Below are 25,613 nucleotides of genomic sequence, written 5' to 3'. Positions count from 1 at the left end.
TGGTTAAAATGACCCGTTTCATGCCCCACGGTGAAGTGTATGTTCACCGGGAAGATCGCATACTCATTCTCGAAGGACATGGCCCGTGGAATATTGAAGCGCTTCAACACTCAACCGACAAAGCGGAGTCGGTATTACAAGAACTAAGCGGCGCCCCATGGGGAGCCATGGCAAGCATTTATGGTGAACCCATACATGTGCCTGATGCAGAGGCACACCTTATTGAGCTTGTAAAAAAAGATATAGAAAACGGTAGAGTAGGCACGGCGCTTATTGTTGAAAAGTCAAACTCGCCCAGTTTCGCCACGCAACATTTCAGCAGTATTTACGAGCGAGCTGGAGATAACGTTGAAGTGTTTAACGACACAGATGCAGCTAAACGTTGGCTAATTAAGACCATTCAGCTAGCGCAGTCAAACTTGGAAAAATCCAGTGAAGAAAAATGTCATGCTTTCTGCGATTCTAATTTATGTATTTTTTAGTGCGGGGTTGCTGGCCGTTTTAAGATGCTTGCGCTTGTACAAGTAACGACCAGCACAATAATCAGTGGAGAAACAAAAGCGGAGCCTTTGTTTCTCTGAAATGGACTTCTTATTTAGGTGACCATTCGAATTGCTTGAACGGCTCATCAACCGGTGTTTCGGCTAAGTGGTTTGTATAGTTACTCATCACTTTTTGCGCCAAAATAAGAATAATTTCAAGTAGTTGCTGGTGCTTGTAGCCAGCACTGTAAAACGCATCTAGCTGCGCACTATCAACATTGCCTCGTCCGCGAGTTACGGCAAGTACAGTCTCTTTTAGCGTATTCAATTTGCTATCAGACAGTGTTTCATCGTTGCGTAGCTCTTCAATTAAGTCATCACTTACTTTCATGCTTTTAGCAATGCCGGTATGCGCTGGTACACAGTAATGACATGCGTGTTCTACGTTTACTGCCTGCCAAACTACTGTTAGTTCTTCTGCGTTAAACGACGTTTCTTGCGCTAGCTTGTGTAGTACTTGATAACCTTCAAGCAACGTTGGCGCTTCTGCCATTACTGCATGTAGGTTAGGCAGCATGCCGAATGCGCTTACCGAATTATCAATTAATGGCTTTGCCGCTTCTGGCGCTGTCTCTTTTGTATGTAATTTAAAATCGCTCATATCACTCTCCTATTGATGTGACTAGAAATTAAAGTAACCCTTTTGGTTACCCTTACCTCTTTGAAGTGGGATCAATAATAGGTTTACTTGAACGATCGTTCAAGTGATAATTGAACACATGTTCAAAATATTCACGTATAAGGTATGCAGCTATGAAATATGATCACGATGACATTATTGAAAAAGCCACCACACTTTTTTGGCAAAGAGGCTTTCATGCTGCGGGTATGCGCGATATTCAACAAGCGTTAGATATGCGCCCCGGCAGTATCTACGCTCGCTTTCAAAGTAAAGAAGGTTTATTCAAGCTTGTTATTGAACAGTATGCACAAAATAGCGCAGACCGTTTAGAGCAAGTAGCAAAGGCCGAATCGCCTTTAAATGCGCTTTACAGCTTTTTTGAAACGGCATTAACTGGCCCTGATGAACAGCGCTATATGCGTCAGTGCTTGCTAGTTAAGTCTATTGCAGAACTAGATATCATTGGTGACGTTGCCAAAAAAGCAGTGCTAAAAAGCATGCAAACTCTTAAGGCTGGTTTCAGAGATATTATAGAAGCCTGTATCGAGAAAGGTGAGCTGCCCGAACATACACCAACGAAACTGGCCGCAGAGTGGCTTCAAAATCAATTCGTAGGTTTACGTGCTTTTGCGCTTATGCAAGATGAAAACGCAGCAACTATTCAGATGATCGACAAAGTAATGATCGATTTAAAAGGGCAATGGCCTCAACAAACACATTGAAGTGAATGCCGGCTGAAAGGGGCTGAAAAAGGCTGAAACTGCGCATTTTCATAATAAGTGCTTTAAAAGCAGTTGCATAGAATATGGCTTAATTAAACAAACGACCCGGAATGACTCTCTTTATCCAAGCGAAAAAACTGTTTTCGCTTGCTTTTGAATCAAATTGGGTCCGCTTTATTTCAACCCACTGTTCTTGGTCATCAATTACTTTACCATCGACAAAGGGGACGTATAACTGGTCACCTTCAAAGTGGGTTCTAAACTCTAAGTAAAAGTCGCCTTGCAGCTCCTCAAGTAAGGCATCAGACTCCCCCAAACCGTCGGGAAGATAATAATAAAAATGAGTAAGAACAAGCCTTCCTTCAACACTCAGCTGGTAACTGCCTGTATAGCCATCCCAACAAGCTGACATCACCTCAACCTTTTCGGGGTCAGGTTTACTCTTCAACTGATAAAAGTGTTTTTCGCCTTCTTCTGATGGGTGCCCTTGCCAAATATAGTAGAGGCTATAGCCTTTTAAACTCACTAACGGACATTGATTAGAGAACCCTTGCGAGAATTGTACGGTCATTCCTTTGAACCTTTTTAATTATGAATAGAGTTAGCTTAATCAAATGGCAAGATTTTGTAACTTTACAAACCTAAGCAAAAGTTTTTAGGAGAAGAGCAAACGCAATAATTGCGCAACAAGCAAAATCCCCATTAAAGGCCAAATCCACTTTGCCCATTTGGCCGCGTCTTCATTACTGATACGCATCTTAGAGCGCTCAATTAGCGGTATAATTAATGCCAATGCACCGAACAATACAGCCAGTAAAATTAATACTTCCATTATCGTAACCCTATCGCATATTTAAGCACTTGTTGTTTAGCAGGCTCGATGCGCTGCGCCACAGAAAGCAGCTGGTTTCTTACCCATTTAATGGGGGCAATATCGTTACTAAACAAGGTATAGAAACCATCCATTGCGCTCATCATTACCAAGTTATCTCGCTTTCGTGGCCTTTCATAGTTGTTGGTGAGCATTTGCAAAAATCGTTTATCCGTAAGCGAAAGTTCACCAGTGCTGTGGTTGGAATTAACCTTAGCGGTAACAGATAAAAACGCCTCTATATCTTTAAAGCCTAAGTTCACACCCTGCCCCGCCAATGGATTAATGGTGTGCGCTGCATCGCCAATTAGCACACAGCAGCCTTTAACATAGTGATTAGCATGAGAACGGGTCAGCGGAAAAACCGCTTTATCTACAACAGAAAAGCTGTTGTCATTTTTAGTGAGTTCATCAGGAAACGTTTTAAGGATTTCACTTTCAAGTTGGCTCGCTTTTAAACTTTTTATACGTTTTAGTTCGTCGGGCGAGTCGTACCACACAAGCGAGGCATAATTGTCGAACATAGGCAAAAACGCTTTTGGGCCGCTTGAGGTAAATTGCTGCCAGGTCACAGGCTCTACAGGCTTTTCCATTTTGATTGTTATACCCATTGCCTGTTGTGCATACTGCCAACCTGTGGTGCCAATACCGGCCGCCTTTCTTACCTGAGAGTTTGCACCATCGGCACCAATAAGCCACTTAGCCTCTATCGTTTTGCCATTAGATAGTTTAACGGTAGCAGTATTGGCTAACTGAATGTCTTGCACTGTGTGGCCACTAATAAGCTCAACATTGTCATACTGTTTTAGTGCTTCGTGGCAACCTAATTGCAACAATCGGTTTTCTACAAAGAAACCCAGCTGAGGCATGTCGATACTTTGTGCGGTAAAATCTGTTCGATGAGACGGATGGTCCCATACACTTAAACCAGTGTAGGGTTTAACGCGCATGGCAGCAATATGCTCCCAAGCTCCCAATGCCTTTAATAGGGTAACCGATGCCTCGCTTATAGCTGAGACCCGCAAGTCTGGGCCATCTTCTGCATTATATGTTGCAGGTAAATAAGGCTCGATTACCGCTACTTTAAACTGCTGTTGGGCCAGACCTAGGGCGAGTGCTGCACCCACCATACCACCGCCATTTATACAAAAATCGACCATTTACTCTCCTTAAAACACGCACTTGCATTATGTCTTAAAACACAAAGCGCTGTGAAGTAAAACGTACAACAGGCTTGGCTTAGATCAATTCTTCACGAATCGTCGTAAGACACTGGGAATATGCCTGCATAACAGGTAAAATATGCGGCTATTTTGAACATCTTCCTGTAACTGACATTTCCGATGCTTTTTGCATGGGCGCTCTAAACGCCCTATGCAGAATAACATTCTGGCAGACACCTTAGCTAAACCAAGGTGATACTGCATTCACTTACAGGAACACTAACAGGTTATCGAATAGTTGTTATGACTAAAAAGCTGTATATCAAAACCTGGGGCTGCCAAATGAACGAGTACGACTCGGAAAAAATGGCAGACTTACTAGACTCAACGCACGGCTTTAGCGCTGCACAAAGTGCTGAAGAAGCCGATGTTATCTTGCTTAACACCTGCTCTATTCGTGAAAAGGCGCAAGAGAAGGTTTTCCATCAACTTGGTCGCTGGAAGACGTTAAAGCAAGACAAGCCTGAACTTATTATTGGTGTAGGCGGCTGTGTGGCTTCACAAGAAGGTGACACTATACGCCAACGTGCGCCGTTCGTAGACTTGGTTTTTGGCCCTCAAACGCTGCACCGTTTGCCTGAAATGATCAACGAACTTCAAGGCGGCGCAAAGTCAGTGATTGACGTGAGCTTCCCTGAAATTGAAAAGTTTGATCGCCTGCCTGAGCCACGTGCTGAAGGCCCCACGGCATTCGTTTCAATTATGGAAGGCTGTTCAAAATACTGTACGTTCTGCGTAGTACCGTACACCCGTGGTGAAGAAGTAAGCCGCCCTGTTGATGACGTGCTACTTGAAATTGCACAGCTTGCAGGTCAAGGCGTACGTGAAGTAAACCTTCTTGGTCAAAACGTTAACGCGTATCGCGGTGACAATTACGACGGCACAATTTGTCGTTTCTCTGAATTACTAGAGCTAGTAGCTGCTATCGATGGCATCGACCGTATTCGTTACACCACATCTCACCCGGTTGAGTTTACTGACGATATCATTGAAGCATACGCGTCTATCCCTGAGTTAGTAGACCACCTGCACTTGCCTGTTCAAAGCGGTTCTGACCGTATTTTGAACCTGATGAAGCGTGGCCATACGGCAATTGAATATAAGTCGAAAATGCGTAAGCTGAAAAAAATTCGCCCGAACATTAGCTTGTCGAGCGACTTCATCATTGGCTTCCCTGGTGAGACCGATGCCGACTTTGAAGCTACTATGGATTTAATTCAGGCCGTGGATTACGACCTTAGCTTCAGCTTTATTTACAGTGCTCGCCCAGGTACACCTGCTGCCGATGCAGTGGATGATGTAAGTGAAGAAACTAAGAAGCAACGTCTTCACTTACTACAGCAGCGTATTACGCAGCAAGCACTTCGTATTGCGCGTCACATGGTTGGCACTGAGCAGCGAATTTTGGTTGAAGGCCCGTCTAAGAAAAACCCAATGGAGCTTTCTGGACGTACTGAAAACAACCGTGTAGTAAACTTTGAAGGCACACCTGACATGATTGGCGAATTCGTTGATGTAAACATCACAGACGTATTTACCAACTCACTACGTGGTGAAGTTGTGCGCAGAGAAAGTGAAATGGGCTTGCGTGTTGCAGTTTCGCCCCAATCTATCATGGCAAAGCATCAGGCAGATTTGCCTAATGAACTTGGCGTGGGTCAATTTAACCCAGCCTAAAAACAATTTTATAGCGAGGAAAAGAGTAGCTTGAGTACATTGGTTAGTAACGAATTTGATTTAGAACCGGCAGATAGCAAACGTTTGTCGAGTTTATGTGGCCCCTTTGATGACAACATTAAACAAATTGAGCGCAGGCTGGGAGTAGAAATTACTTACCGAAATAACGCGTTCAAGGTGTTGGGTGAACCGCAGCAAATAAAAAGTGCTAGCGAATTACTTAAGCTTCTTTATATAGAAACACAACCTATTAAGGGTCGTATTCCTGAGCTAGAAGCAGAGCAAGTTCATCTTGCCATTCAAGAAGCCCGCGTTATTGAAAAAGACGCAACGGGTGGTTATGGCAAAGAGATCAATATTAAAACTAAGCGCGGTGTTATAAAGCCGCGTAACCCTAATCAAGCGCAGTATGTGGCAAACATTGTTAACCACGATATTGCCTTTGGTATTGGACCTGCCGGAACAGGTAAAACTTACCTTGCTGTTGCCGCTGCTGTCGATGCGCTTGAGCGCCAAGAAATTCGCCGAATCTTGCTTACCCGTCCCGCGGTTGAAGCAGGTGAAAAGCTTGGTTTCTTGCCTGGCGATCTTTCGCAAAAAGTAGACCCTTACTTGCGACCGCTTTACGACGCCCTATTTGAAATGCTTGGCTTCGAGAAAGTTGAAAAGCTGATGGAGCGTAATGTTATTGAAGTTGCGCCGTTAGCCTATATGCGTGGTCGTACGCTAAACGACGCCTTTATCATTTTGGATGAAAGCCAGAATACCACGGTAGAGCAAATGAAAATGTTCTTAACCCGTATTGGCTTTAATTCGAAAGCGGTGATTACTGGTGATATCACGCAGGTAGACTTACCTCGCGGTGCCAAATCAGGCCTTCGCCACGCCATCGAGGTATTAAGCGAAGTAAATGACATTTCTTTCAACTTCTTCCATGCTGAAGATGTGGTTCGCCACCCTGTGGTTGCGCGCATTGTAAGAGCTTACGAAGTGCATGACGCTGAGCAAGAGCGTATTCGAAAAGCGAAAAAAGAAGAAGCGTTGCGTGTTCAGCGTGAACAATCAGCGCGCAGCCTTGAGCCTAGTACTGACAATAGCCTTGAGCCAACTAGTAATAATAGCCCTGAGCTAACTAACGGTAACAGCCCTGAGCTAACTGATGGTAACAGCCCTGAGCTAACTGATGGTAACAGCCCTGAGCAATCAAACGACGCTCAAACCAAAGATGACAGTGCATCGTGACAGCCATTATTGATGTGCAACAAGCGTTTGAAGGTGACGAGACTATCTTATCTGCCATTCCGTCACCTTCAGAACTTGAGCTTTGGGCTAATGCTGTGCTCAAGTATGAAGGGTTGAACGGGCAAGAAGTCACCATTCGCTTTACCGACGAAGCAGAAAGCCAAAGCCTCAACCATGAGTACCGAGGCAAAGACAAACCGACAAACGTGCTATCGTTTCCCTTCGAAGCGCCTCCGGGCATTGAATTAAACTTATTAGGCGACTTAGTTATTTGTGCCCCGGTCATTAGCCGTGAAGCTGAAGAACAGCAAAAGAAAGTGAGCGATCACTACACGCACATGACGGTTCATGGGCTATTGCATTTGATGGGTTATGACCATATTGACGATGTAGATGCCGAGGAAATGGAAAGCAAAGAAATTGATATTCTTGCTAGCCTTGGCATAGATAACCCTTATGAAGTCAACGATTAACAAATAACCATAACCATTTGTTATATAAGTAAATTAACACTTAATAACAATAAAACATTGACGACCAGCACGAACCATTTTAACGTTGGCGTTGACCTAACAATTAAACGGACATTATGAGCGACGATAATCCTCACTCTACCAACGGCTCATCAGGCAAGAGTTGGTTAGATAAACTAAAAAATTCGATTTCTGGCGAGCCGAAAAGTAAAGAAGAGTTAGTATCGGTTATTACTGATGCTGAACAAAACGACATCATAGACCCACAAACCCGCGAAATGATTGAAGGGGTAATTGGGGTAAATGAAATGCGAGTGAGGGATATCATGATCCCTCGCGCTCAAATGACCACCATAGATGTAGAGCAAAAAGTAGAAGAATTTCTACCGGTGATGCTTGAATCTGCCCACTCACGTTTTCCTGTTATAAGTGAAGATAAAGACCATATCGAAGGTATTTTGCTTGCAAAAGACCTGCTTTCCTTTGCCTTCAATGCAGAAAAAGAATTTAACCTTCGCGATATTCTTCGCCCAGCGGTTATCGTTCCAGAGAGCAAACGAGTAGACGTTCTACTTAAAGAGTTCCGTCAGCAGCGCTATCACATGGCCATTGTTGTAGACGAATACGGCGGTGTATCTGGCTTGGTGACTATCGAAGATATTCTAGAGATTATCGTGGGTGAAATTGAAGATGAGTACGATACCGAAGAAGACGGTACCGATGATATTCGCCCATTAAATAAATCGACATACTCGGTTAAAGCGTTAACCCCAGTGGATGACTTTAACGAGTTTTTTGAAACCAAATTTAGCGAAGAAGAAGCCGATACCATTGGTGGTATTGTGCTTAAAGCGTTTGGTCATATGCCTGAAACCAATGATGAAATCACCATTGGAGATGTTCAGTTTAAAGTGACTAACTCTGATAAGCGCCGACTTATTCAACTTAAGGTTTCAGTGCCTTCATTGGAATAGAGACGTCGTCACAATAACGTTTATTTCAGCACAGGGTAGCGCGAATTTTTAGGCGCTTGCCCCGTGTAAAACAAAACCTATCAACCACCATCAGATGACTTCTATGCTGAAACGGTTTATCCCCCATTTTCTTCTTGTGTTAAGCGGCGCAAGTTTAACGCTGGCTTTTGCCCCATTTAATATGTGGCTTTTAACTATACCTGCCCTCGCACTTGCTATACGTCAAGTTATCAAGCTGAAACATCGACCGTTTATAGCTGGGTGGTTATTTGGTGCAGGCTGGTTTGGCGCTGGTATAAGCTGGGTACACGTAAGTATCGCCGACTTTGGTGGGCTACCTCTTATCGGCTCCATTGCCTTAATGGCATTACTTTGTGGATATTTGGCGCTATACCCAGCGCTTGCCACCAAATTCACCGCCAAGTATTTCTCTCCCCAATTGTGGCCCATGGCACTGCCTTTTTTCTGGGTTGTGGCCGAGTGGTTGCGAAGCTGGATGCTAAGTGGCTTTCCGTGGTTATCTTTAGGCTATAGCCAGCTAGAAAGTCCACTGTCTGGTTTTGCGCCTATTATTGGGGAAACAGGTATAAGCGCGCTTATCGTTATTAGCGCTACCCTATTTGCACTGATTCACAATAAGCGAACTTTCGCCAACGCAGTGCTGGTTGCACTATGCTTGTTTACCAGTGGCTATCTGCTTAAACAGCATACTTGGGTTACCCCAAAAAAAACCTATTCTGTAGGCATGGCGCAGGGCAATATTGCGCAAAGCTTGCGATGGGTGCCAGAGCAAGATGGCCCTACTATGGACACCTACTGGAAGCTAACCGAAAGCCTATGGGGTAACGACCTAATTATTTGGCCAGAAGCGGCCGTTCCTAAGCTTGAGCCTTTAGCCCAACCTTATCTTGCCAAAGTTAATGAAAGAGCTTTTAAAGAAAACACCGCGCTTATCACTGGCATTGTTAACTATAACTGGGAAACCGACGAGGCGTGGAATAATCTCATTGTGCTAGGTAAACGTACGCCAGATGCTACGTACCCTGATTACCAATATTTCCACAATAACCGCTTTTCCAAACACCATCTATTACCTGTTGGTGAGTTTGTGCCTTTTGAAGACTGGCTTCGCCCCCTGGCCCCTCTTTTCGACTTGCCTATGTCGTCATTCTCTCGTGGTGATTATCAGCAAGCTAATCTTGAAGCCAATGGCATTCACCTAGCACCTGCTATCTGTTTTGAAATTGCGTTTCCTCATCAAGTTATGGCAAACGTATATGAAGATACAGACATGATCATTACAGTAAGTAACGATGCGTGGTTTGGACATTCTCACGGTCCTGCGCAGCATTTGCAGATTGCGCAAATGCGTGCCCTTGAGTTGGGGCGCCCTGTAGTTAGGGCAACAAATAACGGTATTACTGCTTTTATAGACCACAAAGGTGAAGTGACAGCCCGCCTACCTCAATTCATGGCCGGTAATATTTCAGCTCCTGTTGTCGCAACGCGCGGTTTTACACCGTATTACCATCTTCAAGAGTTAGGTGTTTGGCTGTTCGTCATTGCACTAATTGCTATTGCCATAGTACTTAAAAGATCGAAACACTAATGTAGCTTTCCTGTGACAACTTTTACTCTGAAGGAAAGGTGAAAGGCTAAAATTTCTGTTGGCTACGTTAGGATTGATAAATCGCAGTAATATTATAAATACAGGGTTATACGAATAAGTTTAGTAGCAAGGAGGCACACTTGAGAGACAAAGAGAAAATTGCAGTTTTTATTGATGCTGATAATGCACCTGCTCAGAAAATAGATAAAGTTCTTTCTGAGTTGGCACGCTATGGTGTAGTCAATATTAGAAAGGCATATGGAAACTGGAAAAATCAGAATTTAAAGCCGTGGGAAGATGTTCTTCACGAGTTTGCAATTCAACCCATCCAACAATTTGATCTCACGAAAGGCAAAAATGCGACAGACATGGCACTAGTCATTGATGTCATGGATGTATTATATACAAAAGATATAGACGTTATTTGCCTTGTATCGTCAGATTGTGACTTCACTCCACTTGTAACCCGTACATTAGCCGATGGAAAGTTTGTAATAGGATTTGGCGAGAGAAAAGCACCTTTGGCTTTTGTTAATAGTTGCTCTCGCTTCCTTTATTTGGACAAAGAAAGTGAGAAAGAATTTCCTATTCAAAAAGATACGAAGAATATCAAAAGCGACACTAGGTTAATGAACCTGTTGAGACAAGCAGTTGAAGCTGTGGAAGATGATGAAGGTTGGGCTATGTTAGGCCCAATTGGAACACACATTTCAAACCATGCATCCTTCGATCAACGCAATTATGGATTTAAAAAGCTGAGTGATTTATTTCAAGCCATAGATCTTTTTGAAATGAAGAAAACGAATGGTTCTGTGTTGTGGGTTAGAGACAAGAAAAAAGCAAAGCAAATTGGTAAGTTGAAATGAGCAGCGTCTGGATACAAGACGCTGCGTAAACCAATACCTTCGATCGAACTCCAACTATATATTAATTGTTACCCGCAGCCTGAATAGCGGTAAGTGCAATGGTAAATACAATATCGTCCACCAACGCACCGCGGCTTAAATCGTTAACTGGCTTTCTCATGCCTTGCAGCATAGGGCCAATACACACTAAGTCGAAGCTACGCTGTACCGCTTTATAAGTGGTATTACCCGTATTTAGGTCTGGGAAAACAAACACGTTTGCTTTACCGGCAACCGGGCTGTTTGGAGCTTTGCTTCTACCTACACTTTCAATGGCTGCAGCGTCGTATTGAAGCGGACCGTCGATAAGTAAATCAGGGCGTAGTTCTTGCGCAATTTTAGTTGCCTCACGCACTTTCTCTACATCGCTACCTGCACCTGACGAGCCAGTACTGTAACTTATCATAGCTACCCGTGGTTCAATGCCAAACATTTGCGCCGATTCCGCAGACTGAATAGCTATGTCGGCTAGTTGCTGAGCATTGGGGTCAGGGTTAATGGCACAGTCGCCGTAAACTAAAACTTGGTCAGGCAGAAGCATGAAAAATACTGACGATACTAACGAGGCATTTTCCGCAGTTTTAATTAACTGAAGCGCTGGGCGAATAGTGTTCGCAGTGGTATTTACTGCACCAGATACTAATCCGTCTACGTCATCCTGCTGAAGCATCATTGTGCCTAAGGTCACGTTATCTTCTAATAACTCTTTTGCAACTACTTCAGTAACGCCTTTGTGTCCGCGAAGAGCCACTAGACCTTCAACATAGTTATCTTTTATCTCACTTGGAGAAACAATTTCTACGCCATCGCTCAATACTACACCCTGTTGCTCTGCTACTCGGCGAATTTCTGTTTCATCACCAATAAGCACAGGTCGTGCTAAACCACGTTTTGCACAGATTGATGCAGCAACAACGGTTCTTGGCTCATTCCCTTCTGGCAGCACAACACGCTTGTTAACCTGTCTTGCACGGTTAGTAAGGTAGAAACGGAACGCCGATGGAGATAGCTTCTTCTGGCGAGAAACTTTTTGCGTTAGTGAGTTAACCCAGCTGGCATCTAAGCTTTCCGCTGTATGCACCATCACTTTCTCAATACGCTGGCTATCATCAACCGGTACTTCTTGGTTGAATGCGTGAAGTGCTTGGGCTGTTTGCCATGTATTCGAATTTACAAGCATGACCGGCAGGCCTGTTTCCATGGCTTGGCTGCACAACGCCATGATATTTTCATCGGGCTGATAGCCACCTGTAAGTAATAGCGCGCCCAGCTTAGTGCCGTTTAGCGCAGCCAAACAGCAAGACACAAATACATCACCGCGATCGCCTGACATCACAAGTAACGCACCCGGCTTTAAGGTATGCGTCATATTGTGAATCTCGCGCGCGCAGAAAGTAACGCTGCTTAATCTGCGTTCTGCCAACTCGCCTTCGTTGAGCAAGGTTGCATTTAGGTGCTTTGCCACATCGGTAGCGCGAGGAGACACTAAGTCTGCGCTCCAATCAACCGTACCAAGAAGGCTTAAACCCTTTTTGAAAATAGGCAAGTCACGTAATGCCTGCGTACGCTCTTCGTCGTGCTCTGGCGCTTCTATTGCACCAATATCAGCGCGAAGGCGACCATGTTCATCAAAAGGCGCATTAACCTTGTTAAAGATACAGCCAACCACTTTTTGACTTTTATGACCGCCATAGGTATCAACAACGATTTCAAGGCGATGATTAATGTCTGTTGTCGACTCGTTGCCAGGCACGGCCACAAAAACAATATCGGCATCAAGAGCACGGCTGATTTCAAGGTTTAAACGCTCCGCGTAGGGGTGATGACGCGTGGTCACTAGCCCTTCTATCACGGTTACCGCTTCTTGAACGCTCTTTTCTTCAAATCGTTCAATAATTTCTTCTAACAGCTCATCAGTATTGTCTGTGCTGATCATGCGCTCAACGTACTCAAGTTCGAACGGTTCGATTGGTGATACGCTAGCATGATGGGCAATAATTGCCGTAGAGCGCTCTTCTCCATTGTCGCCCTTTCTAGGCTGTGCCACCGGCTTGAAAAAATTAAGCTTTATACCTTGTTCTTCTATTGCGCGAACAAGACCCATGCTGACCGTAGTTAGGCCCACACTCGTGCCCACGGGGATCAACATAATTCTGCGAGACATAGTTACTCCTGCTATTGCCAACGTCCGAGCGCTGGCTTTGCTAGTTTGAATTTACGCGAAGGTCGCAGCTTCAGCTGCAATTACCCATTCTTCATTAGTAGGTACGACATAAACAGAGGTTGATGCTGTATCAGTAGATATTTTTCCACCTTGCCCAAATCGCGCATCAGTATTTCTCTGCTCATCAAGGCTAATACCAAAGTGAGTGAAATATCCCATTGTGGTCTCTCGAATTAGCGATGAGTTTTCTCCAATACCGCCCGTAAAGACAATGGCATCTAACGTTGGCACAGCTACCATGTAGCCCGCAATGTATTTAGCCAAGCGATAGCAGAAAATTTCAATTGCCAACAGTGCACCTTCATGACCTTCTAGCGCTGCATCCTCAAGGGTTCTGCAGTCGTTGCTCAGCTCTGAAATACCTAGCAGTCCTGACTGTTTGTTTAACAGGTCGCTAATTTCGTCTGCGGTTTTACCAAGCTTTTTCTGTAGCGTACCCGGCAAGCTAGGATCTAAATCACCACAGCGCGTGCCCATAACTAAGCCTTCTAAAGGAATGAAACCAAGGCTGGTGTCTACCGCCTGCCCTTTTTCGATAGCTGACACGCTACAGCCGTTGCCTAAATGCGCACTGATTATGCTTGTGTCTGAAACTGGTTTTTCAAGAATTTTCGCCATGCTATCAAGAATGAATTTATGGCTGGTTCCGTGAAAGCCATAACGTCTAATACCATGATCACGATAAAGCGACATCGGTAAAGCATAGATAAAGGCTTTTTTAGGAAGTGTTTGAAAAAATGAAGTATCGAATACCACGACGTGAGGCAAATCTGGATACGCAGCTTGAGCGGTCACAATGCCTTTTAGATTAGCCATATTGTGAAGCGGTGCCATGCTCGCATAATCTTCGATTGCTTCGAGCACGCTATCATCTACAAGGGCTGCACCTTTAAACTTTTCGCCCCCGTGTACGACACGGTGACCAATGGCAATAGGCTGCACGCCTGTGCTTGCAATAATTTCAGAGATAGCGTTAAGCGCCTCGGTATGCCCTGCTTTTGCTGACAATGCCTGCTTCTCTTTTTTACCCTTTAGCTTAAAAGATAAACTTGCATCACTATTGCCCAACGCTTCAGCAATACCAGAGAGACCCGCTTCGCCAGTATCAGCGTCGATAATGGCAAACTTTACTGAAGAGCTGCCACAGTTCAAAACAATAACTTCTTTTTTCATTTTCGTAATTTCAATTAAAGTGGTAAGACATTCTGTTTAACCAATTGTAGCATTTCTAAACAATTAGAGGGGTTAAACAAATGCTAAATGTTTTATAAAAATTATCGCATACACCTATTTTATATAGGGTTTTAAGGCAAACTTTTGCTAACTTACGGCGTCCCACTCTTATTCAGAATAATTTCACCCTTATAAAAGTCATCAAATTTCAGCGACTTATAAATTAATTTCGATTATTTTCTAAAAAAATCAACTTTTTTTCTTGAAAAGTGTTTGGGCGATTCCTATATATGATTTGTCGGCGCTGAAGAGTCAGGTCGACGAAACCGCCGCCGCAGAGTCGGGGCATTTAAATTTTAAACATATTGCTTAATATTGAGGATATGACTATGCGTACTATCGATCTATCTCCACTTTACCGTTCATTCATTGGTTCTGATCACCTAGCATCTCTTATTGATGCGGCATCTCGTGCAGAGAAGCAAAGCACCTATCCGCCGTACAACATCGAACTGCTTGGTGATGACAAGTATAGAGTAACCATGGCGATTGCTGGTTTTAGCAAAGACGATGTATCAATTCAGGTTGAAGAGAATACATTGACCATTACTGGAACCAAGAAAACGGAAGCGGAAAATAAAGAAAGTAACGAACGTAAGTTCTTACATAAAGGCATCTCAGAGCGTAACTTTGAGCGTAAATTCCAGCTCGGCGATCATGTGAAAGTGTTGGCTGCAGATATGGAAAATGGTCTATTACACATCGATATGGAGCGAGTCATACCTGAAGCCAAGAAGCCTCGCCAAATAGAAATTGGTTCTCGTTTACTTGAAAGTTAATAAATAGTTTCTTGGTTTGTTTCCCAACTTTTAGCGGCGCCTTACGGCGCCGTTTTTTTTTGCTTTTATAAGCTGCAGATAAGACTATTGCTAGCTTATTTTGTTTTAGCTTCAACCATTAACAGTTTCGGCATCGTTTACTTCAAGCGTGTAATCAGCTTTACCTGACTCGCCAGACTTAAAGCTGCCTTGTAAGGCCTTGCCCGTGAGTTCTCCGGTTGCAGAATCTTTAATAGATTCGAAATCGCTACTAGCAACACCGTGTTCAAACTTACCGTTGTGCTGAAAAGTAACGGTGCCACGCAACCCGTTGATAACACCGACAAAGGTTTCGAACCCAGTAAATTTGGCGGACATCTGCGATTGATAAGACATCAAAAACTCAACGTTAGACTCGCCACTCATATCACCTGAATAGACCTGTTTGATGCTGGCCTGAGATACCTTAATTCCCTCTGCTCTTTCACTCAGCGTGTCTTCGTCCCATCGCGTAATGGAGAAGCTTCCTTCAATTGTCATGAATATCTCTTTTATATTAACGTTATAGTAGATTCACCTACCCTAACCTCTTATGCAGAAAAAAGACAACCTAAGAATTGTAACAGCGCGTTTAAATAAACCCTTTGAGCATGGCTAAGCCCACAGCGTTACAGGTACTTGCGTCCTTTATCTCTCCATTGATGATTTTTTCCTTTAAGGCAGTTAAGGAAAGCGGAACAACCTGTAAATCTTCTTCTTCAATATCTAGTTTTTGTTCGCCTTGGGTCAACCCTTTAGCCACGTAAATATGGTACCCCTGATTGCAAAAGCCGTATGCAAGATATTGGAAGCCAACATACTCCATTGACTCAGCACTTAAGCCTGTCTCTTCCCTAAGCTCACCTTTTGCAAGCTCGACAGGGTCGGCGTCAGGGTTGCTCTCCCAAGCGCCTTGGGGAAGTTCAAGCTGCCGTTCTTTAATGGTATAGCGGTATTGCTCAACCATATAAACCGTATCGCCTTCAATCGGTAAAATAATGGCAAAGTCCGGCTTTTCCACCACACCATATATACCTTCATTTCCGCTACTTCGACGTATCTTATCCTCTCTTACGCGAAGCCATTTGTTTTCGTAGACAACTTTTGTATCTAGCGTTTTAATCTCTGACATGCTCCCCCCCTTATTCACTGTCTTTCTCGTTCCTAAGGAAACCAGCGCTTTCTTCGTTTTCCTTAAGTGTTAAACGTTCATCTGAGTTTTGATTGAATGCCCGAGTCTGCTGATTAACTTGGTGAATGGTACTCGCATTGGCTAAATCCGATTCGTTCGTAATAGAAGCAATGGTTTCTCTGCCGCGCAAGAACGCTTTTATTTCGTCAACGATTTCGGTTAATTCGCCATCATTTTTATTCATTCCCATGACAAAACGCGGTGCTTCCAAGTTATTCATACCACTAGTGGCAAATATCGATGTGTTAATTCGGCTAGTAATGATCCAAGGGGTAATACTGCTTCTTACTACTACATTTTCAGAACGCGTAGAATCGTGAATGGCCATGCCTGTCGATACTCTCGATTCGGTATAAGTCCCTTCCGTTTTCATGTACATGAGCAAAGAATTAAAATTTAACTCACCCCAAAACATGTGAGAGGCGTTATTTAAAATACTACCTGCTGCTCTAAAAGTAAGCCATGCAAAAACAAGCATGAGCAAATTGTTTACCATCGAAAATGCATTATTAAGTAATGCGCTGTCGTCTACACCAATATTGATAATCAGATGGAGCAACTCGGCAAGTTGCACACCCGATGCGTAAAACAACACCGCGGCAACAACAACTGCGACTTGCGCCATAGCACTTAACGCGACTTTCGCACTTTTAGGTAAGGCCAAACCTTCACTTAGGGTTGGCTGAGTTTCAATCAACAACTCTCCTTCGAAACTGCCTTTTCCTTCTGCTTGCTCTTTAAGTTTAGGCACAAAGTCGGCATATATTCTGTTTGGCACTTCTTTGTATCGGCGATTAGCCAGAACAATATTTTCAATATTAATGAAGATCTCGTTGGGGTGAACAGATTCCTGCATATTTGCTCTGAATTCACTGACTTCGGTTTGAGGGGTGACTAAATCCATGCGCTTTTTAAGTAATGGAAAAACCAAACCTATTACCACACCAATACTAATAAATAGATAAACAAAATTTAGCCATGCGCTAAAAAAGGAGTGTTCTTCTGACCAGCGTTGAAGCTCGTTAATATTGTTGCCAACAATACCGTCAAGAAACACACCTGCTCCAAGGGGAACAACTAACGCCAAGCCGATGATAACACCAATGGAAAGCCCACCGGCTTTAACAAGTTGAGAGTTTCCTTCGTTATGGATCCCTTTTGCAGTGGATGTCCAATTGGCAACAAAATAGATAAGCAGTATCAAAGAAAGAATGGGCATAACGACAATTTTTGCTACTTCGCCAGCAAATCCATTACTTACAAGAAAATAAACGATAGCGTAGGTGACCAAGCCCACGATAAGCGTTGCTCCCATAGCGAGAATTTCTTGGGCAAGATGGCGTAATGGGTAAGGTAAGAAAACTAGCTTAGGGAAAATACTGTGAACTAACCGAGCGAGCCAGCCTTTTGGCTCTTCAAATGTCGTATTCCTTCTACCCATAAGCATAGAGTGCAGTGACTCTTTTGAGTAAAGTAGTGATTTTTTTTCTGCTTGGGCAGCATCTTGTTCAGATTTTGAAAAGTTATACGCCAAAGATGTGGGAACCGTTCTTCCCACGAAAAAACGCATCAGTTGAAGGATACCAACTGCCGTGTGTCGTATTCCCGATACCACTAAAATGAAGCCTACCGCTAACAGGGTATATCCTTTTACCTTATTAGCTTCAAATATTGCAGGCACTGAGAACACAACGTAAACCGCTAGCAATAGCGTCAACACACCACCAAGTGTTCTAAGCGTTCCTTCTGTCTTAAACGGGTTCTTTATCCCTAGCGTTTGAGAACCAAAATCATAAGCCATGATGCATCCTTTCGAAAAAGGAAAAATAATACTTGAGAGAAAGTACGTAGAGCAATGATTCTGTTAAAAATTTACAAACAAAAAGAGAAAGGAAAGGATGTTGAATGTTTAAAACGAAATTGTAACGGGAGGTCAGTGGCATTGCGCCACTGACCGATAGCAATTAAATATACTCAACTTCGATGATTTCAACTTCAACAGCACCAGCTGGCGTTTGAATAGTTACCGTATCATCAAGCTCTTTACCGATAAGACCGCGAGCGATAGGCGAATTAACTGAAATTAAGTTGTTCTTAATATCAGCTTCATCATCGCCAACAATGCGGTACGTTGTTTCTTCATCGGTATCAACGTTTAAAATGGTAACCGTAGTGCCGAAAATAACTTTACCGGTATTTTCCATTTTAGTTACGTCAATAATCTGAGCATTTGAAAGCTTGCCTTCGATATCTTGAATACGACCTTCACAGAAGCTTTGCTGTTCACGGGCAGCGTGATATTCAGCGTTTTCTTTCAAATCACCGTGCTCACGTGCTTCGGCAATAGACTCGATAATACGTGGGCGTGTTTTTGTTTTAAGCTCATTTAATTCGTCACGCAGCATTTGAGCGCCGCGCGCTGTCATTGGATACTGACTCATGAATACCGTCTCACTTAGCTAGTAATTTAAACAGAAAAGTGCGCCGCAAAGGCGCACTTTTAATTGGTTCACACAAATGTAATATTGCTAGGATACCTCGTATCCTAGCGTATGTCATTAGTGTTTGAGTCTAGCGTGTAGTTCTTGAACTGATGCCACTTTATTGCGGTCATCTGCAGACTTAGCACGGATAGTTGCAAACGCAGCGTTCATTGTCGTGGTGTAAGTCACCTTATTCACCAAGGCTTCACGACGAATGTATACTGAATCTGTGATGGCTTGACGACCTTCTGTTGTGTTAATCAAGTAAGCGTATTCGCCGTTCTTGATAGCATCAACAATGTTAGGACGACCTTCGGACATTTTGTTCACTACAGTACTCATGATGCCTGCATCATAAAGCTCAGTAGCGGTACCGCGGGTAGCTTCAATGCTAAAGCCAGCTTCTACCAACGCTTTTGCCAGTGCAATCATACGAGGCTTGTCGGTATCACGTACTGAAATAAGCGCTTTACCTTGCTTAGGCAATGGTGCACCTGCACCCAAGTTAGCTTTTGCATATGCCTCTTCGAAGGTATCACCAACACCCATTACTTCACCTGTAGAACGCATTTCTGGGCCTAACAGTGGGTCAACGCCTTGGAACTTAGCAAAAGGAAGCACCACTTCTTTCACAGAGTAGAAAGGTGGAATCACTTCTTCTGTTACGCCCTGCTCGGCTAGGCTAACGCCAGCCATGGCACGTGCTGCAACTTTTGCAAGAGGTACACCCGTCGCTTTCGATACAAACGGCACGGTACGTGCTGCACGAGGGTTAACCTCGATTAGGTACACTTCACCGTCTTTAATCGCAAACTGTGTATTCATTAGACCGACTACGCCAAGCTCAAGCGCCATCGCTTTTACTTGCTCGCGCATAACGTCCTGAATGTCTTTTGGTAGCGAGTGCGGAGGCAGTGAACATGCTGAGTCACCTGAGTGGACCCCGGCCTGCTCGATGTGTTCCATGATGCCGCCAATTACAACCTCTTTGCCATCGCAGATAGCGTCGATATCAACTTCAATAGCGTCGTCTAGGAAACGGTCTAACAATACTGGTGCGTCGTTAGACACTTTAACCGCTTCGTTTAGGTAACGCTTAAGGTCTTTGATGTCGTAAACGATTTCCATCGCTCGACCACCCAGCACGTAGCTTGGACGAACAACCAGCGGGAAGCCAATCTCTTCGGCCATAGTTAGCGCTTGCTCGACGTTAGTTACTGTAGCATTCGCCGGCTGCTTAAGATTAAGCTTGTTCACCATTTGCTGGAAACGCTCACGGTCTTCAGCACGGTCAATGGCTTCTGGTGAGGTGCCGATTACCGGTACGCCAGCCGCCTCTAAAGCACGAGCAAGTTTAAGTGGCGTTTGACCGCCATACTGCACGATAACGCCTTTTGGCTGCTCTTTAGCAACGATTTCAAGTACATCTTCCAAAGTTACTGGCTCGAAATACAAGCGATCAGACGTGTCGTAGTCGGTTGAAACCGTTTCAGGGTTACAGTTAACCATAATGGTCTCGTAACCGTCTTCGCGCATTGAAAGCGCCGCGTGAACACAGCAGTAATCGAACTCGATACCTTGACCAATACGGTTTGGACCGCCGCCCAATACCATGATCTTTTCTTTGTCCGTTGGCGCTGCTTCACACTCTTCGTCATACGTTGAGTACATGTAAGCCGTGCTGGTAGAGAATTCTGCTGCACAAGTATCTACACGCTTGTAGACAGGAGAAATACCAAAACCGCGACGGGTTTCACGAATGTCGCTTTCGGCCACCTTGGTTAGTTCAGCAAGACGCGCATCTGAGAAACCTTTACGCTTAAGTGCACGCATAAAGTCAGCGTCAATACCTGGCAAACCAAGCTCGGCTACTTTTGCTTCAAGAAGAATCAGATCTTCAAGCTGCACAAGGTACCAGCGGTCGATATTAGTAAGGTTAAACACCTCTTCAACCGTCATGCCCATGCGGAATGCATCACCGATGTACCAAATACGCTCTGCGCCAGGTTGACGAAGTTCGTAAACCACTTTATTTCGTGATTCAGGGTCTTCAAGGTCAACCATAGGGTTCAAACCTGAAGCGCCTACCTCAAGACCACGAAGGGCTTTTTGAAGCGATTCCTGCTGGTTACGACCAATAGCCATTACCTCACCTACCGACTTCATCTGGGTAGTTAGACGGTCGTTAGCACCGGCAAACTTTTCAAAATTGAAGCGTGGGATCTTAGTTACTACGTAGTCAATAGATGGCTCGAACGACGCTGGCGTTAGGCCGCCGGTGATGTCGTTAGCCAGTTCGTCTAACGTATAACCTACCGCAAGTTTTGCCGCTACTTTCGCAATCGGGAAGCCCGTTGCTTTAGAAGCAAGCGCAGATGAACGCGATACGCGAGGATTCATTTCGATGATAACTACACGACCTGTTTTCGGGTCTACACCGAACTGTACGTTTGAACCACCAGTTTCAACGCCAATCTCACGCAGTACAGCCATAGCGGCATTACGCATTAGCTGGAATTCTTTATCGGTTAGGGTTTGCGCTGGAGCAACTGTGATTGAGTCGCCGGTGTGCACGCCCATAGGGTCGAAGTTTTCGATAGTACATACGATGATGCAGTTGTCCGCTTTGTCGCGTACTACTTCCATTTCGTACTCTTTCCAGCCTAACAAGGATTCATCGATAAGAAGCTCGTTAGTAGGAGAAAGGTCTAAGCCGCGATGACAAATTTCATTGAACTCGTCAATGTTGTACGCGATACCACCACCTGTTCCGCCCATGGTGAAAGACGGACGAATAATACAAGGAAAGCCGATTCGGCTTAGTACATCGTGCGCTTCATCCATGCTGTGCGCGATTTCCGCACGTGGACATTCAAGGCCGATGTTTTTCATTGCTTTGTCAAAGCGCTCGCGGTTTTCTGCTTTATCAATAGCGTCTGCCGTGGCACCAATAAGCTCGCAGCCGAACTCTTCAAGCACGCCGTGCTTATCAAGCTCTAGCGCACAGTTAAGTGCGGTTTGACCACCCATAGTTGGCAGTACAGCATCTGGACGCTCTTTTTCGATGATCTTGCGAACCACTTCCCAGTGGATAGGCTCGATGTAAGTTGCATCTGCCATTTCTGGGTCGGTCATGATGGTTGCTGGGTTAGAGTTAACCAAAATAACACGGTAGCCTTCTTCGCGAAGGGCTTTACACGCTTGCGCGCCTGAATAGTCGAATTCACAAGCCTGGCCAATAACAATAGGGCCAGCACCAATGATAAGAATACTTTTTATGTCGGTACGTTTTGGCATAGTTGGCTAATTCCTACTGCTTGTGTTGTTCAATAAGTTCGATGAAGTGGTCGAATAACGGCGCCGCTTCATGAGGACCTGGACTGGCTTCAGGGTGCCCCTGGAAGCTAAACGCAGGCTTGTCGGTGCGATGAATGCCCTGCAACGACTTGTCGAACAACGAAATGTGAGTTACTTCTAGGTTATCTGGCAAGCTAGACTCATCAACAGCAAAACCGTGGTTTTGGCTAGTGATCATAACTACATTGCGCTTAAGGTCTTTAACCGGGTGGTTTGCCCCGTGGTGACCGAATTTCATCTTCACTGTCTTTGCACCACTTGCGATAGCAAGCAGCTGATGACCAAGACAAATACCAAATACTGGCGTACCGGTATCGACGATAGTTTTAATTGCAGTTACTGCATAATCGCATGGCTCTGGGTCGCCCGGGCCATTTGACAAAAATACACCGTCAGGATTCATAGCAAGCACATCTTCTGCAGGCGTTTGCGCCGGAACCAGGGTTACTTTACAACCACGGTCAGCTAGCATGCGAAGAATGTTGTTTTTAACACCGTAGTCGTAAGCTACAACATGATATTTGAACTCATTTGGTGTTACGTAGCCTTTGCCAAGTACCCAGCTGCCTTCCGTCCATGTTTTTGGCTCAGTGATGCTCACTACTTTTGCCAAATCCATGCCTTTAAGGCCAGGGAAATCTTTTGCTTGCGCTAGTGCGCTAGACTCGTCTAATTCATCAGAGCAAATAATGCAGCCATTTTGTGCACCTTTGTCTCGCAAGATACGCGTTAAGCGACGTGTATCAATGTCGGCAATACCCACAACGCCTTTCGCTTTAAGGTATTCAGACAAAGTTTGCTGTTGACGAAAGTTACTAGCAACAAGAGGTAGGTCACGGATGATTAGACCTTTCGACCAGATTGTATCTGCTTCGACGTCTTCTTCGTTAGTGCCGGTGTTGCCAATGTGTGGATAAGTAAGGGTGATGAGTTGTTCAGCGTAGGATGGGTCGGTGAGAATTTCTTGATAGCCGGTCATGGAAGTATTAAAAACAACTTCCCCAACGGCGGAGCCTGTAGCGCCTATCGCCGTACCTTTAAAAACAGAACCATCCTCTAACACCAAAAGGGCAGAATTAGCCAAGTCAACCTCCAGATTAAGGATAACTATGTGTTTGTGCAGTTTTTTGCACAAACCCCACAAAAAACGGGAGTTATTGATAACAATACATCCCGTTTTACGATCTTTGCAGCTAATAAAACCGCACTCTTCAGCCGTTTTGGCGGCTTCAGAATACGAAATTCTGGCAAATTCCGGCGAGTATACATCACTGACCGAAAATGGCAAATTTATTTGTAATAATTTATTAAAATAACGCTTTTACCACCTTTTTTGCGCAGAACCACCGAAAGTGCGGCTTATTGCTCATTAAAAGTGCAACCTTAGTTTAACACTTTAATCACGTCTTAAAGTTTGCGTAAACCCAAAGGGTTTCACAACAGCCTTAATTAACGCTTATAGCTTTAAATCCAGAACGTCAACCATGGAGTATAGACCAGGTTGTTTTCCATACAACCACTTTGCAGCATGCACAGCACCTTTTGCAAAAGTAAGTCGGCTTGATGCTTTATGCGTAATTTCTAAACGTTCACCAATATCCGCGAATAATGCCGTATGCTCGCCAACGATATCTCCGGCCCGCACTGTTGCAAAGCCTATTGTACCTTGATCGCGTTCAGGCTCTTTTCCTTCTCTGCCGTATACAGCACACGTTTTGAGGTCACGACCTAGTTCATCGGCAATAGCTTCACCAATAGCCATAGCTGTGCCTGAAGGCGCATCTTGTTTAAATCTGTGGTGAGCTTCGGTAATTTCGATATCTGCCGTTTCACCTAATACGCTGGCCGCTTGACGAACTAACGAAAGCATTAAGTTTACGCCCACACTATAATTAGCAGCGAAAACAATAGGAATGTGCTTTGCCGCTTCATCTAAAGCTGCTAATTGTGCATCGTTCAAACCGGTAGTACCGATTACAACAGGCATTTTGTTTTTTACGCACCACGCCAAATTACTTTCAATCACTGATGGCAAAGTAAAGTCAATCATCACATCGGCGTCGTTGCCGCTCAAATTCGAAAGCGCAGTGCAATCGACGTCTTTTTTACCAATACCAGCCAGCTCACCTACGTTTAGGCCAACCCAAGGCGAATCATCGCGTACTGTAGCAACGCTAAGCTCAGCATTTTCACTTAAATCCAACGCTTCGACTAATACGCGCCCCATACGCCCGTTGGCGCCAAATAATCCTACTTTCATTTTATAGCTTTACACTTTTATTAACCTTCAACTATCAGGCATTTTGCCAAATGCAGGTACTATTGCAATGTGAGATTCATATTAAATACGCATAATTAGAAACCAATCGCGCCCACTCCCCTTTCGCTTAACTAATTTACTCGAAATACAATGTACGAAAATATTGGTTCAAACTTCATCTGGTCAGCAATAGGCTAATTATCTGCAAGACATTGCTCGATAGCTTTTAAGATAAAACCTAATATTATGTAGTTGGGCTTTCTTGTGTTAACCGGCAAATTGGGCGACGCTATGGCTTAGATTTAATGACCTAGGTCTATTCAACTTTCTAAACACTTTTTGATGTGTACTTAAGCTAAACAGACCTCCACAAAGCGTGAAATAAAATGACGATGCAGAAAACCCTTGTTTGGGACCTACCCACCCGCCTTTTTCATTGGCTGATTGTCGCGAGCCTATTGGCCCAATATGCCACGGTTGAATGGCTAGAAAACAAAGTTCAGTGGCACTTTTATATAGGGTACTTCACCTTATTTCTTATCGTTTTCCGCCTAGTATGGGGAGTAGTTGGTACCAGACACGCTAGGTTCAGTAACTTCGTTACTGGCCCTAAAAAGGTTTTTAGCTATGTAAAAACGCTTTTTAACAGACAGTCAGAGCCTGCTATTGGGCACAACCCGCTAGGCGGCTGGTTTGTTATTGTTATGCTGGTGCTGTTGGCTATACAAGCCGTATCTGGGCTATTTATGACAGATGATATTTTTTTAGATGGCCCCTATCGGCAGCTCGCCAGTGAAGAAACATTGAGTTTGATGAACACTCTGCACCACCTTGCGTTTGATGCATTACTTTATGTCATTGCATTGCATATAGGCGCAGTTATTTTTTACAGCCTATATAAAAAGCAAAAATTGGTTCCCGCCATGGTGCACGGTAGTAAAGACTCGATAAATGAATCAAAAACTGCAGGTATCGCGGACTCTCGTCTGTTACGCGCACTTGTTGTGGCGATTATTGCTGCGGCCTTCGTTTATGTGGCAATTGAAGTCTATCCACCAGAGCCACAAGTAAACGAATATTACTATTGAGCTGCACGACAACCTTAGGTCACGCATTAATAGCTTAACGAATGGTAGTCTAAAACGAGCGCGCCATTTAAAACCATAAAGGGGCAAAAGCCCCTTTATTTATGAAAGAAAATACCATT

General features: G+C 44.2%; 23 protein-coding genes. 10 read left to right on the top strand and 13 right to left on the bottom strand.

Translation table 11 applies throughout. The features are described from left to right. Window positions 1–8 precede the first annotated feature (8 nt). Complete coding sequence (locus tag ACXAGK_RS08800; protein ID WP_474855719.1) at window positions 9–482, top strand: hypothetical protein; 474 nt, start codon at window positions 9–11, stop codon at window positions 480–482. Between the two features lie 109 nt (window positions 483–591). On the opposite strand, the gene ACXAGK_RS08795 is transcribed toward ACXAGK_RS08800, so the two are convergent. Further along, window positions 592–1,143 (bottom strand): carboxymuconolactone decarboxylase family protein, encoded by a 552-nt coding sequence (locus tag ACXAGK_RS08795; protein WP_474855717.1) that lies wholly within the window; start codon window positions 1,141–1,143, stop codon window positions 592–594. Window positions 1,144–1,295: 152 nt separating this feature from the next. Between ACXAGK_RS08795 and ACXAGK_RS08790 the strand changes: the two genes are divergently transcribed. Next, window positions 1,296–1,886, top strand: a complete 591-nt coding sequence (locus tag ACXAGK_RS08790) for a TetR/AcrR family transcriptional regulator (RefSeq protein WP_474855715.1) — start codon at window positions 1,296–1,298, stop codon at window positions 1,884–1,886. Between the two features lie 88 nt (window positions 1,887–1,974). Here ACXAGK_RS08790 and ACXAGK_RS08785 read toward each other — a convergent pair whose 3' ends face one another. The 3 genes from ACXAGK_RS08785 to ACXAGK_RS08775 form a co-directional block, all read right to left on the bottom strand. Beyond that, complete coding sequence (locus ACXAGK_RS08785; RefSeq protein ID WP_474855713.1) at window positions 1,975–2,457, bottom strand: hypothetical protein; 483 nt, start codon at window positions 2,455–2,457, stop codon at window positions 1,975–1,977. Between the two features lie 84 nt (window positions 2,458–2,541). Further along, window positions 2,542–2,718: a hypothetical protein gene (locus tag ACXAGK_RS08780; RefSeq protein WP_162889809.1), complete on the bottom strand. Its 177-nt coding sequence runs from the start codon at window positions 2,716–2,718 to the stop codon at window positions 2,542–2,544. Continuing rightward, window positions 2,718–3,917: an FAD-dependent monooxygenase gene (locus ACXAGK_RS08775; RefSeq protein WP_474855712.1), complete on the bottom strand. Its 1,200-nt coding sequence runs from the start codon at window positions 3,915–3,917 to the stop codon at window positions 2,718–2,720. Before ACXAGK_RS08775 ends, ACXAGK_RS08780 begins: the two co-directional genes overlap by 1 nt. A gap of 306 nt (window positions 3,918–4,223) precedes the next feature. Here ACXAGK_RS08775 and miaB point away from each other — a divergent pair, with 306 nt between their 5' ends. The 6 genes from miaB to ACXAGK_RS08745 all read left to right on the top strand — a co-directional run bounded on the left by miaB (window position 4,224) and on the right by ACXAGK_RS08745 (window position 10,821). After that, window positions 4,224–5,657, top strand: a complete 1,434-nt coding sequence (gene miaB / locus ACXAGK_RS08770) for a tRNA (N6-isopentenyl adenosine(37)-C2)-methylthiotransferase MiaB (RefSeq protein WP_474807655.1) — start codon at window positions 4,224–4,226, stop codon at window positions 5,655–5,657. Between the two features lie 30 nt (window positions 5,658–5,687). Further along, window positions 5,688–6,899, top strand: coding sequence for a PhoH family protein (locus ACXAGK_RS08765; RefSeq protein ID WP_474855709.1), 1,212 nt, complete (start codon window positions 5,688–5,690; stop codon window positions 6,897–6,899). After that, complete coding sequence (gene ybeY, locus ACXAGK_RS08760; protein ID WP_474855708.1) at window positions 6,896–7,372, top strand: rRNA maturation RNase YbeY; 477 nt, start codon at window positions 6,896–6,898, stop codon at window positions 7,370–7,372. Before ACXAGK_RS08765 ends, ybeY begins: the two co-directional genes overlap by 4 nt. 116 nt (window positions 7,373–7,488) lie before the next feature. Continuing rightward, window positions 7,489–8,346 carry a CNNM family magnesium/cobalt transport protein CorC gene (corC, locus tag ACXAGK_RS08755; RefSeq protein ID WP_269916243.1) on the top strand — a complete coding sequence of 286 codons (858 nt, stop codon included), beginning with the start codon at window positions 7,489–7,491 and terminating at the stop codon, window positions 8,344–8,346. A 103-nt stretch (window positions 8,347–8,449) separates the two neighbouring features. Beyond that, window positions 8,450–9,955 carry an apolipoprotein N-acyltransferase gene (gene lnt, locus ACXAGK_RS08750; RefSeq protein WP_474855706.1) on the top strand — a complete coding sequence of 502 codons (1,506 nt, stop codon included), beginning with the start codon at window positions 8,450–8,452 and terminating at the stop codon, window positions 9,953–9,955. A 140-nt stretch (window positions 9,956–10,095) separates the two neighbouring features. Continuing rightward, a complete protein-coding gene (locus tag ACXAGK_RS08745; protein WP_474855704.1) occupies window positions 10,096–10,821 on the top strand; it encodes an NYN domain-containing protein in 726 nt (241 codons plus the stop codon). A 61-nt stretch (window positions 10,822–10,882) separates the two neighbouring features. On the opposite strand, the gene pta is transcribed toward ACXAGK_RS08745, so the two are convergent. Together pta and ACXAGK_RS08735 are read right to left on the bottom strand one after the other, a co-directional pair. Beyond that, window positions 10,883–13,024, bottom strand: coding sequence for a phosphate acetyltransferase (pta, locus tag ACXAGK_RS08740; RefSeq protein WP_474855702.1), 2,142 nt, complete (start codon window positions 13,022–13,024; stop codon window positions 10,883–10,885). Window positions 13,025–13,075: 51 nt separating this feature from the next. After that, a complete protein-coding gene (locus tag ACXAGK_RS08735; RefSeq protein ID WP_474855701.1) occupies window positions 13,076–14,257 on the bottom strand; it encodes an acetate kinase in 1,182 nt (393 codons plus the stop codon). 389 nt (window positions 14,258–14,646) lie between these two features. On the opposite strand from ACXAGK_RS08735, the gene ACXAGK_RS08730 reads away from it, so the two are divergent. After that, complete coding sequence (locus tag ACXAGK_RS08730; protein WP_474855699.1) at window positions 14,647–15,096, top strand: Hsp20 family protein; 450 nt, start codon at window positions 14,647–14,649, stop codon at window positions 15,094–15,096. Between the two features lie 111 nt (window positions 15,097–15,207). Here the strand turns inward: ACXAGK_RS08730 and ACXAGK_RS08725 are convergent, their stop codons facing one another. The 7 genes from ACXAGK_RS08725 to dapB form a co-directional block, all read right to left on the bottom strand. After that, window positions 15,208–15,615, bottom strand: a complete 408-nt coding sequence (locus ACXAGK_RS08725; protein ID WP_474855697.1) for a DUF3224 domain-containing protein — start codon at window positions 15,613–15,615, stop codon at window positions 15,208–15,210. Between the two features lie 91 nt (window positions 15,616–15,706). Next, complete coding sequence (locus ACXAGK_RS08720; protein WP_474855696.1) at window positions 15,707–16,246, bottom strand: NUDIX domain-containing protein; 540 nt, start codon at window positions 16,244–16,246, stop codon at window positions 15,707–15,709. A 10-nt stretch (window positions 16,247–16,256) separates the two neighbouring features. Then, window positions 16,257–18,107, bottom strand: coding sequence for a hypothetical protein (locus ACXAGK_RS08715; protein WP_474855694.1), 1,851 nt, complete (start codon window positions 18,105–18,107; stop codon window positions 16,257–16,259). Between the two features lie 163 nt (window positions 18,108–18,270). Then, window positions 18,271–18,747, bottom strand: a complete 477-nt coding sequence (greA, locus tag ACXAGK_RS08710; RefSeq protein WP_025254739.1) for a transcription elongation factor GreA — start codon at window positions 18,745–18,747, stop codon at window positions 18,271–18,273. A gap of 117 nt (window positions 18,748–18,864) precedes the next feature. Beyond that, complete coding sequence (gene carB, locus ACXAGK_RS08705; RefSeq protein ID WP_474855692.1) at window positions 18,865–22,086, bottom strand: carbamoyl-phosphate synthase large subunit; 3,222 nt, start codon at window positions 22,084–22,086, stop codon at window positions 18,865–18,867. Window positions 22,087–22,099: 13 nt separating this feature from the next. After that, the gene (gene carA, locus ACXAGK_RS08700; RefSeq protein ID WP_474855690.1) at window positions 22,100–23,230 is read right to left on the bottom strand and encodes a glutamine-hydrolyzing carbamoyl-phosphate synthase small subunit; all 1,131 of its coding nucleotides are present in this window, start codon (window positions 23,228–23,230) and stop codon (window positions 22,100–22,102) included. 372 nt (window positions 23,231–23,602) lie between these two features. Further along, window positions 23,603–24,406 (bottom strand): 4-hydroxy-tetrahydrodipicolinate reductase, encoded by an 804-nt coding sequence (gene dapB / locus ACXAGK_RS08695; protein ID WP_474807675.1) that lies wholly within the window; start codon window positions 24,404–24,406, stop codon window positions 23,603–23,605. Window positions 24,407–24,798: 392 nt separating this feature from the next. On the opposite strand from dapB, the gene ACXAGK_RS08690 reads away from it, so the two are divergent. Beyond that, window positions 24,799–25,494: a cytochrome b/b6 domain-containing protein gene (locus ACXAGK_RS08690; RefSeq protein WP_474856393.1), complete on the top strand. Its 696-nt coding sequence runs from the start codon at window positions 24,799–24,801 to the stop codon at window positions 25,492–25,494. The last annotated feature ends 119 nt before the right edge of the window (window positions 25,495–25,613 follow it).

Source organism: Alteromonas sp. ABM1_013 (genome assembly GCF_056160505.1).
The sequence above is the reverse complement of the archived record's forward strand: the minus strand, read 5'-3'. Positions and strand labels throughout refer to the sequence as shown.

What these genes read in the sequence shown, in the direction of transcription:
- ACXAGK_RS08800 (WP_474855719.1), top strand. Translation starts at nt 9, where the DNA reads ATGACCCGTTTCATGCCCCACGGTGAAGTGTATGTTCACCGGGAAGAT.
- ACXAGK_RS08795 (WP_474855717.1), bottom strand. Translation starts at nt 1,143, where the DNA reads ATGAGCGATTTTAAATTACATACAAAAGAGACAGCGCCAGAAGCGGCA.
- ACXAGK_RS08790 (WP_474855715.1), top strand. Translation starts at nt 1,296, where the DNA reads ATGAAATATGATCACGATGACATTATTGAAAAAGCCACCACACTTTTT.
- ACXAGK_RS08785 (WP_474855713.1), bottom strand. Translation starts at nt 2,457, where the DNA reads ATGACCGTACAATTCTCGCAAGGGTTCTCTAATCAATGTCCGTTAGTG.
- ACXAGK_RS08780 (WP_162889809.1), bottom strand. Translation starts at nt 2,718, where the DNA reads ATGGAAGTATTAATTTTACTGGCTGTATTGTTCGGTGCATTGGCATTA.
- ACXAGK_RS08775 (WP_474855712.1), bottom strand. Translation starts at nt 3,917, where the DNA reads ATGGTCGATTTTTGTATAAATGGCGGTGGTATGGTGGGTGCAGCACTC.
- miaB (WP_474807655.1), top strand. Translation starts at nt 4,224, where the DNA reads ATGACTAAAAAGCTGTATATCAAAACCTGGGGCTGCCAAATGAACGAG.
- corC (WP_269916243.1), top strand. Translation starts at nt 7,489, where the DNA reads ATGAGCGACGATAATCCTCACTCTACCAACGGCTCATCAGGCAAGAGT.
- lnt (WP_474855706.1), top strand. Translation starts at nt 8,450, where the DNA reads ATGCTGAAACGGTTTATCCCCCATTTTCTTCTTGTGTTAAGCGGCGCA.
- pta (WP_474855702.1), bottom strand. Translation starts at nt 13,024, where the DNA reads ATGTCTCGCAGAATTATGTTGATCCCCGTGGGCACGAGTGTGGGCCTA.
- ACXAGK_RS08735 (WP_474855701.1), bottom strand. Translation starts at nt 14,257, where the DNA reads ATGAAAAAAGAAGTTATTGTTTTGAACTGTGGCAGCTCTTCAGTAAAG.
- ACXAGK_RS08730 (WP_474855699.1), top strand. Translation starts at nt 14,647, where the DNA reads ATGCGTACTATCGATCTATCTCCACTTTACCGTTCATTCATTGGTTCT.
- ACXAGK_RS08725 (WP_474855697.1), bottom strand. Translation starts at nt 15,615, where the DNA reads ATGACAATTGAAGGAAGCTTCTCCATTACGCGATGGGACGAAGACACG.
- ACXAGK_RS08720 (WP_474855696.1), bottom strand. Translation starts at nt 16,246, where the DNA reads ATGTCAGAGATTAAAACGCTAGATACAAAAGTTGTCTACGAAAACAAA.
- ACXAGK_RS08715 (WP_474855694.1), bottom strand. Translation starts at nt 18,107, where the DNA reads ATGGCTTATGATTTTGGTTCTCAAACGCTAGGGATAAAGAACCCGTTT.
- greA (WP_025254739.1), bottom strand. Translation starts at nt 18,747, where the DNA reads ATGAGTCAGTATCCAATGACAGCGCGCGGCGCTCAAATGCTGCGTGAC.
- carB (WP_474855692.1), bottom strand. Translation starts at nt 22,086, where the DNA reads ATGCCAAAACGTACCGACATAAAAAGTATTCTTATCATTGGTGCTGGC.
- dapB (WP_474807675.1), bottom strand. Translation starts at nt 24,406, where the DNA reads ATGAAAGTAGGATTATTTGGCGCCAACGGGCGTATGGGGCGCGTATTA.
- ACXAGK_RS08690 (WP_474856393.1), top strand. Translation starts at nt 24,799, where the DNA reads ATGCAGAAAACCCTTGTTTGGGACCTACCCACCCGCCTTTTTCATTGG.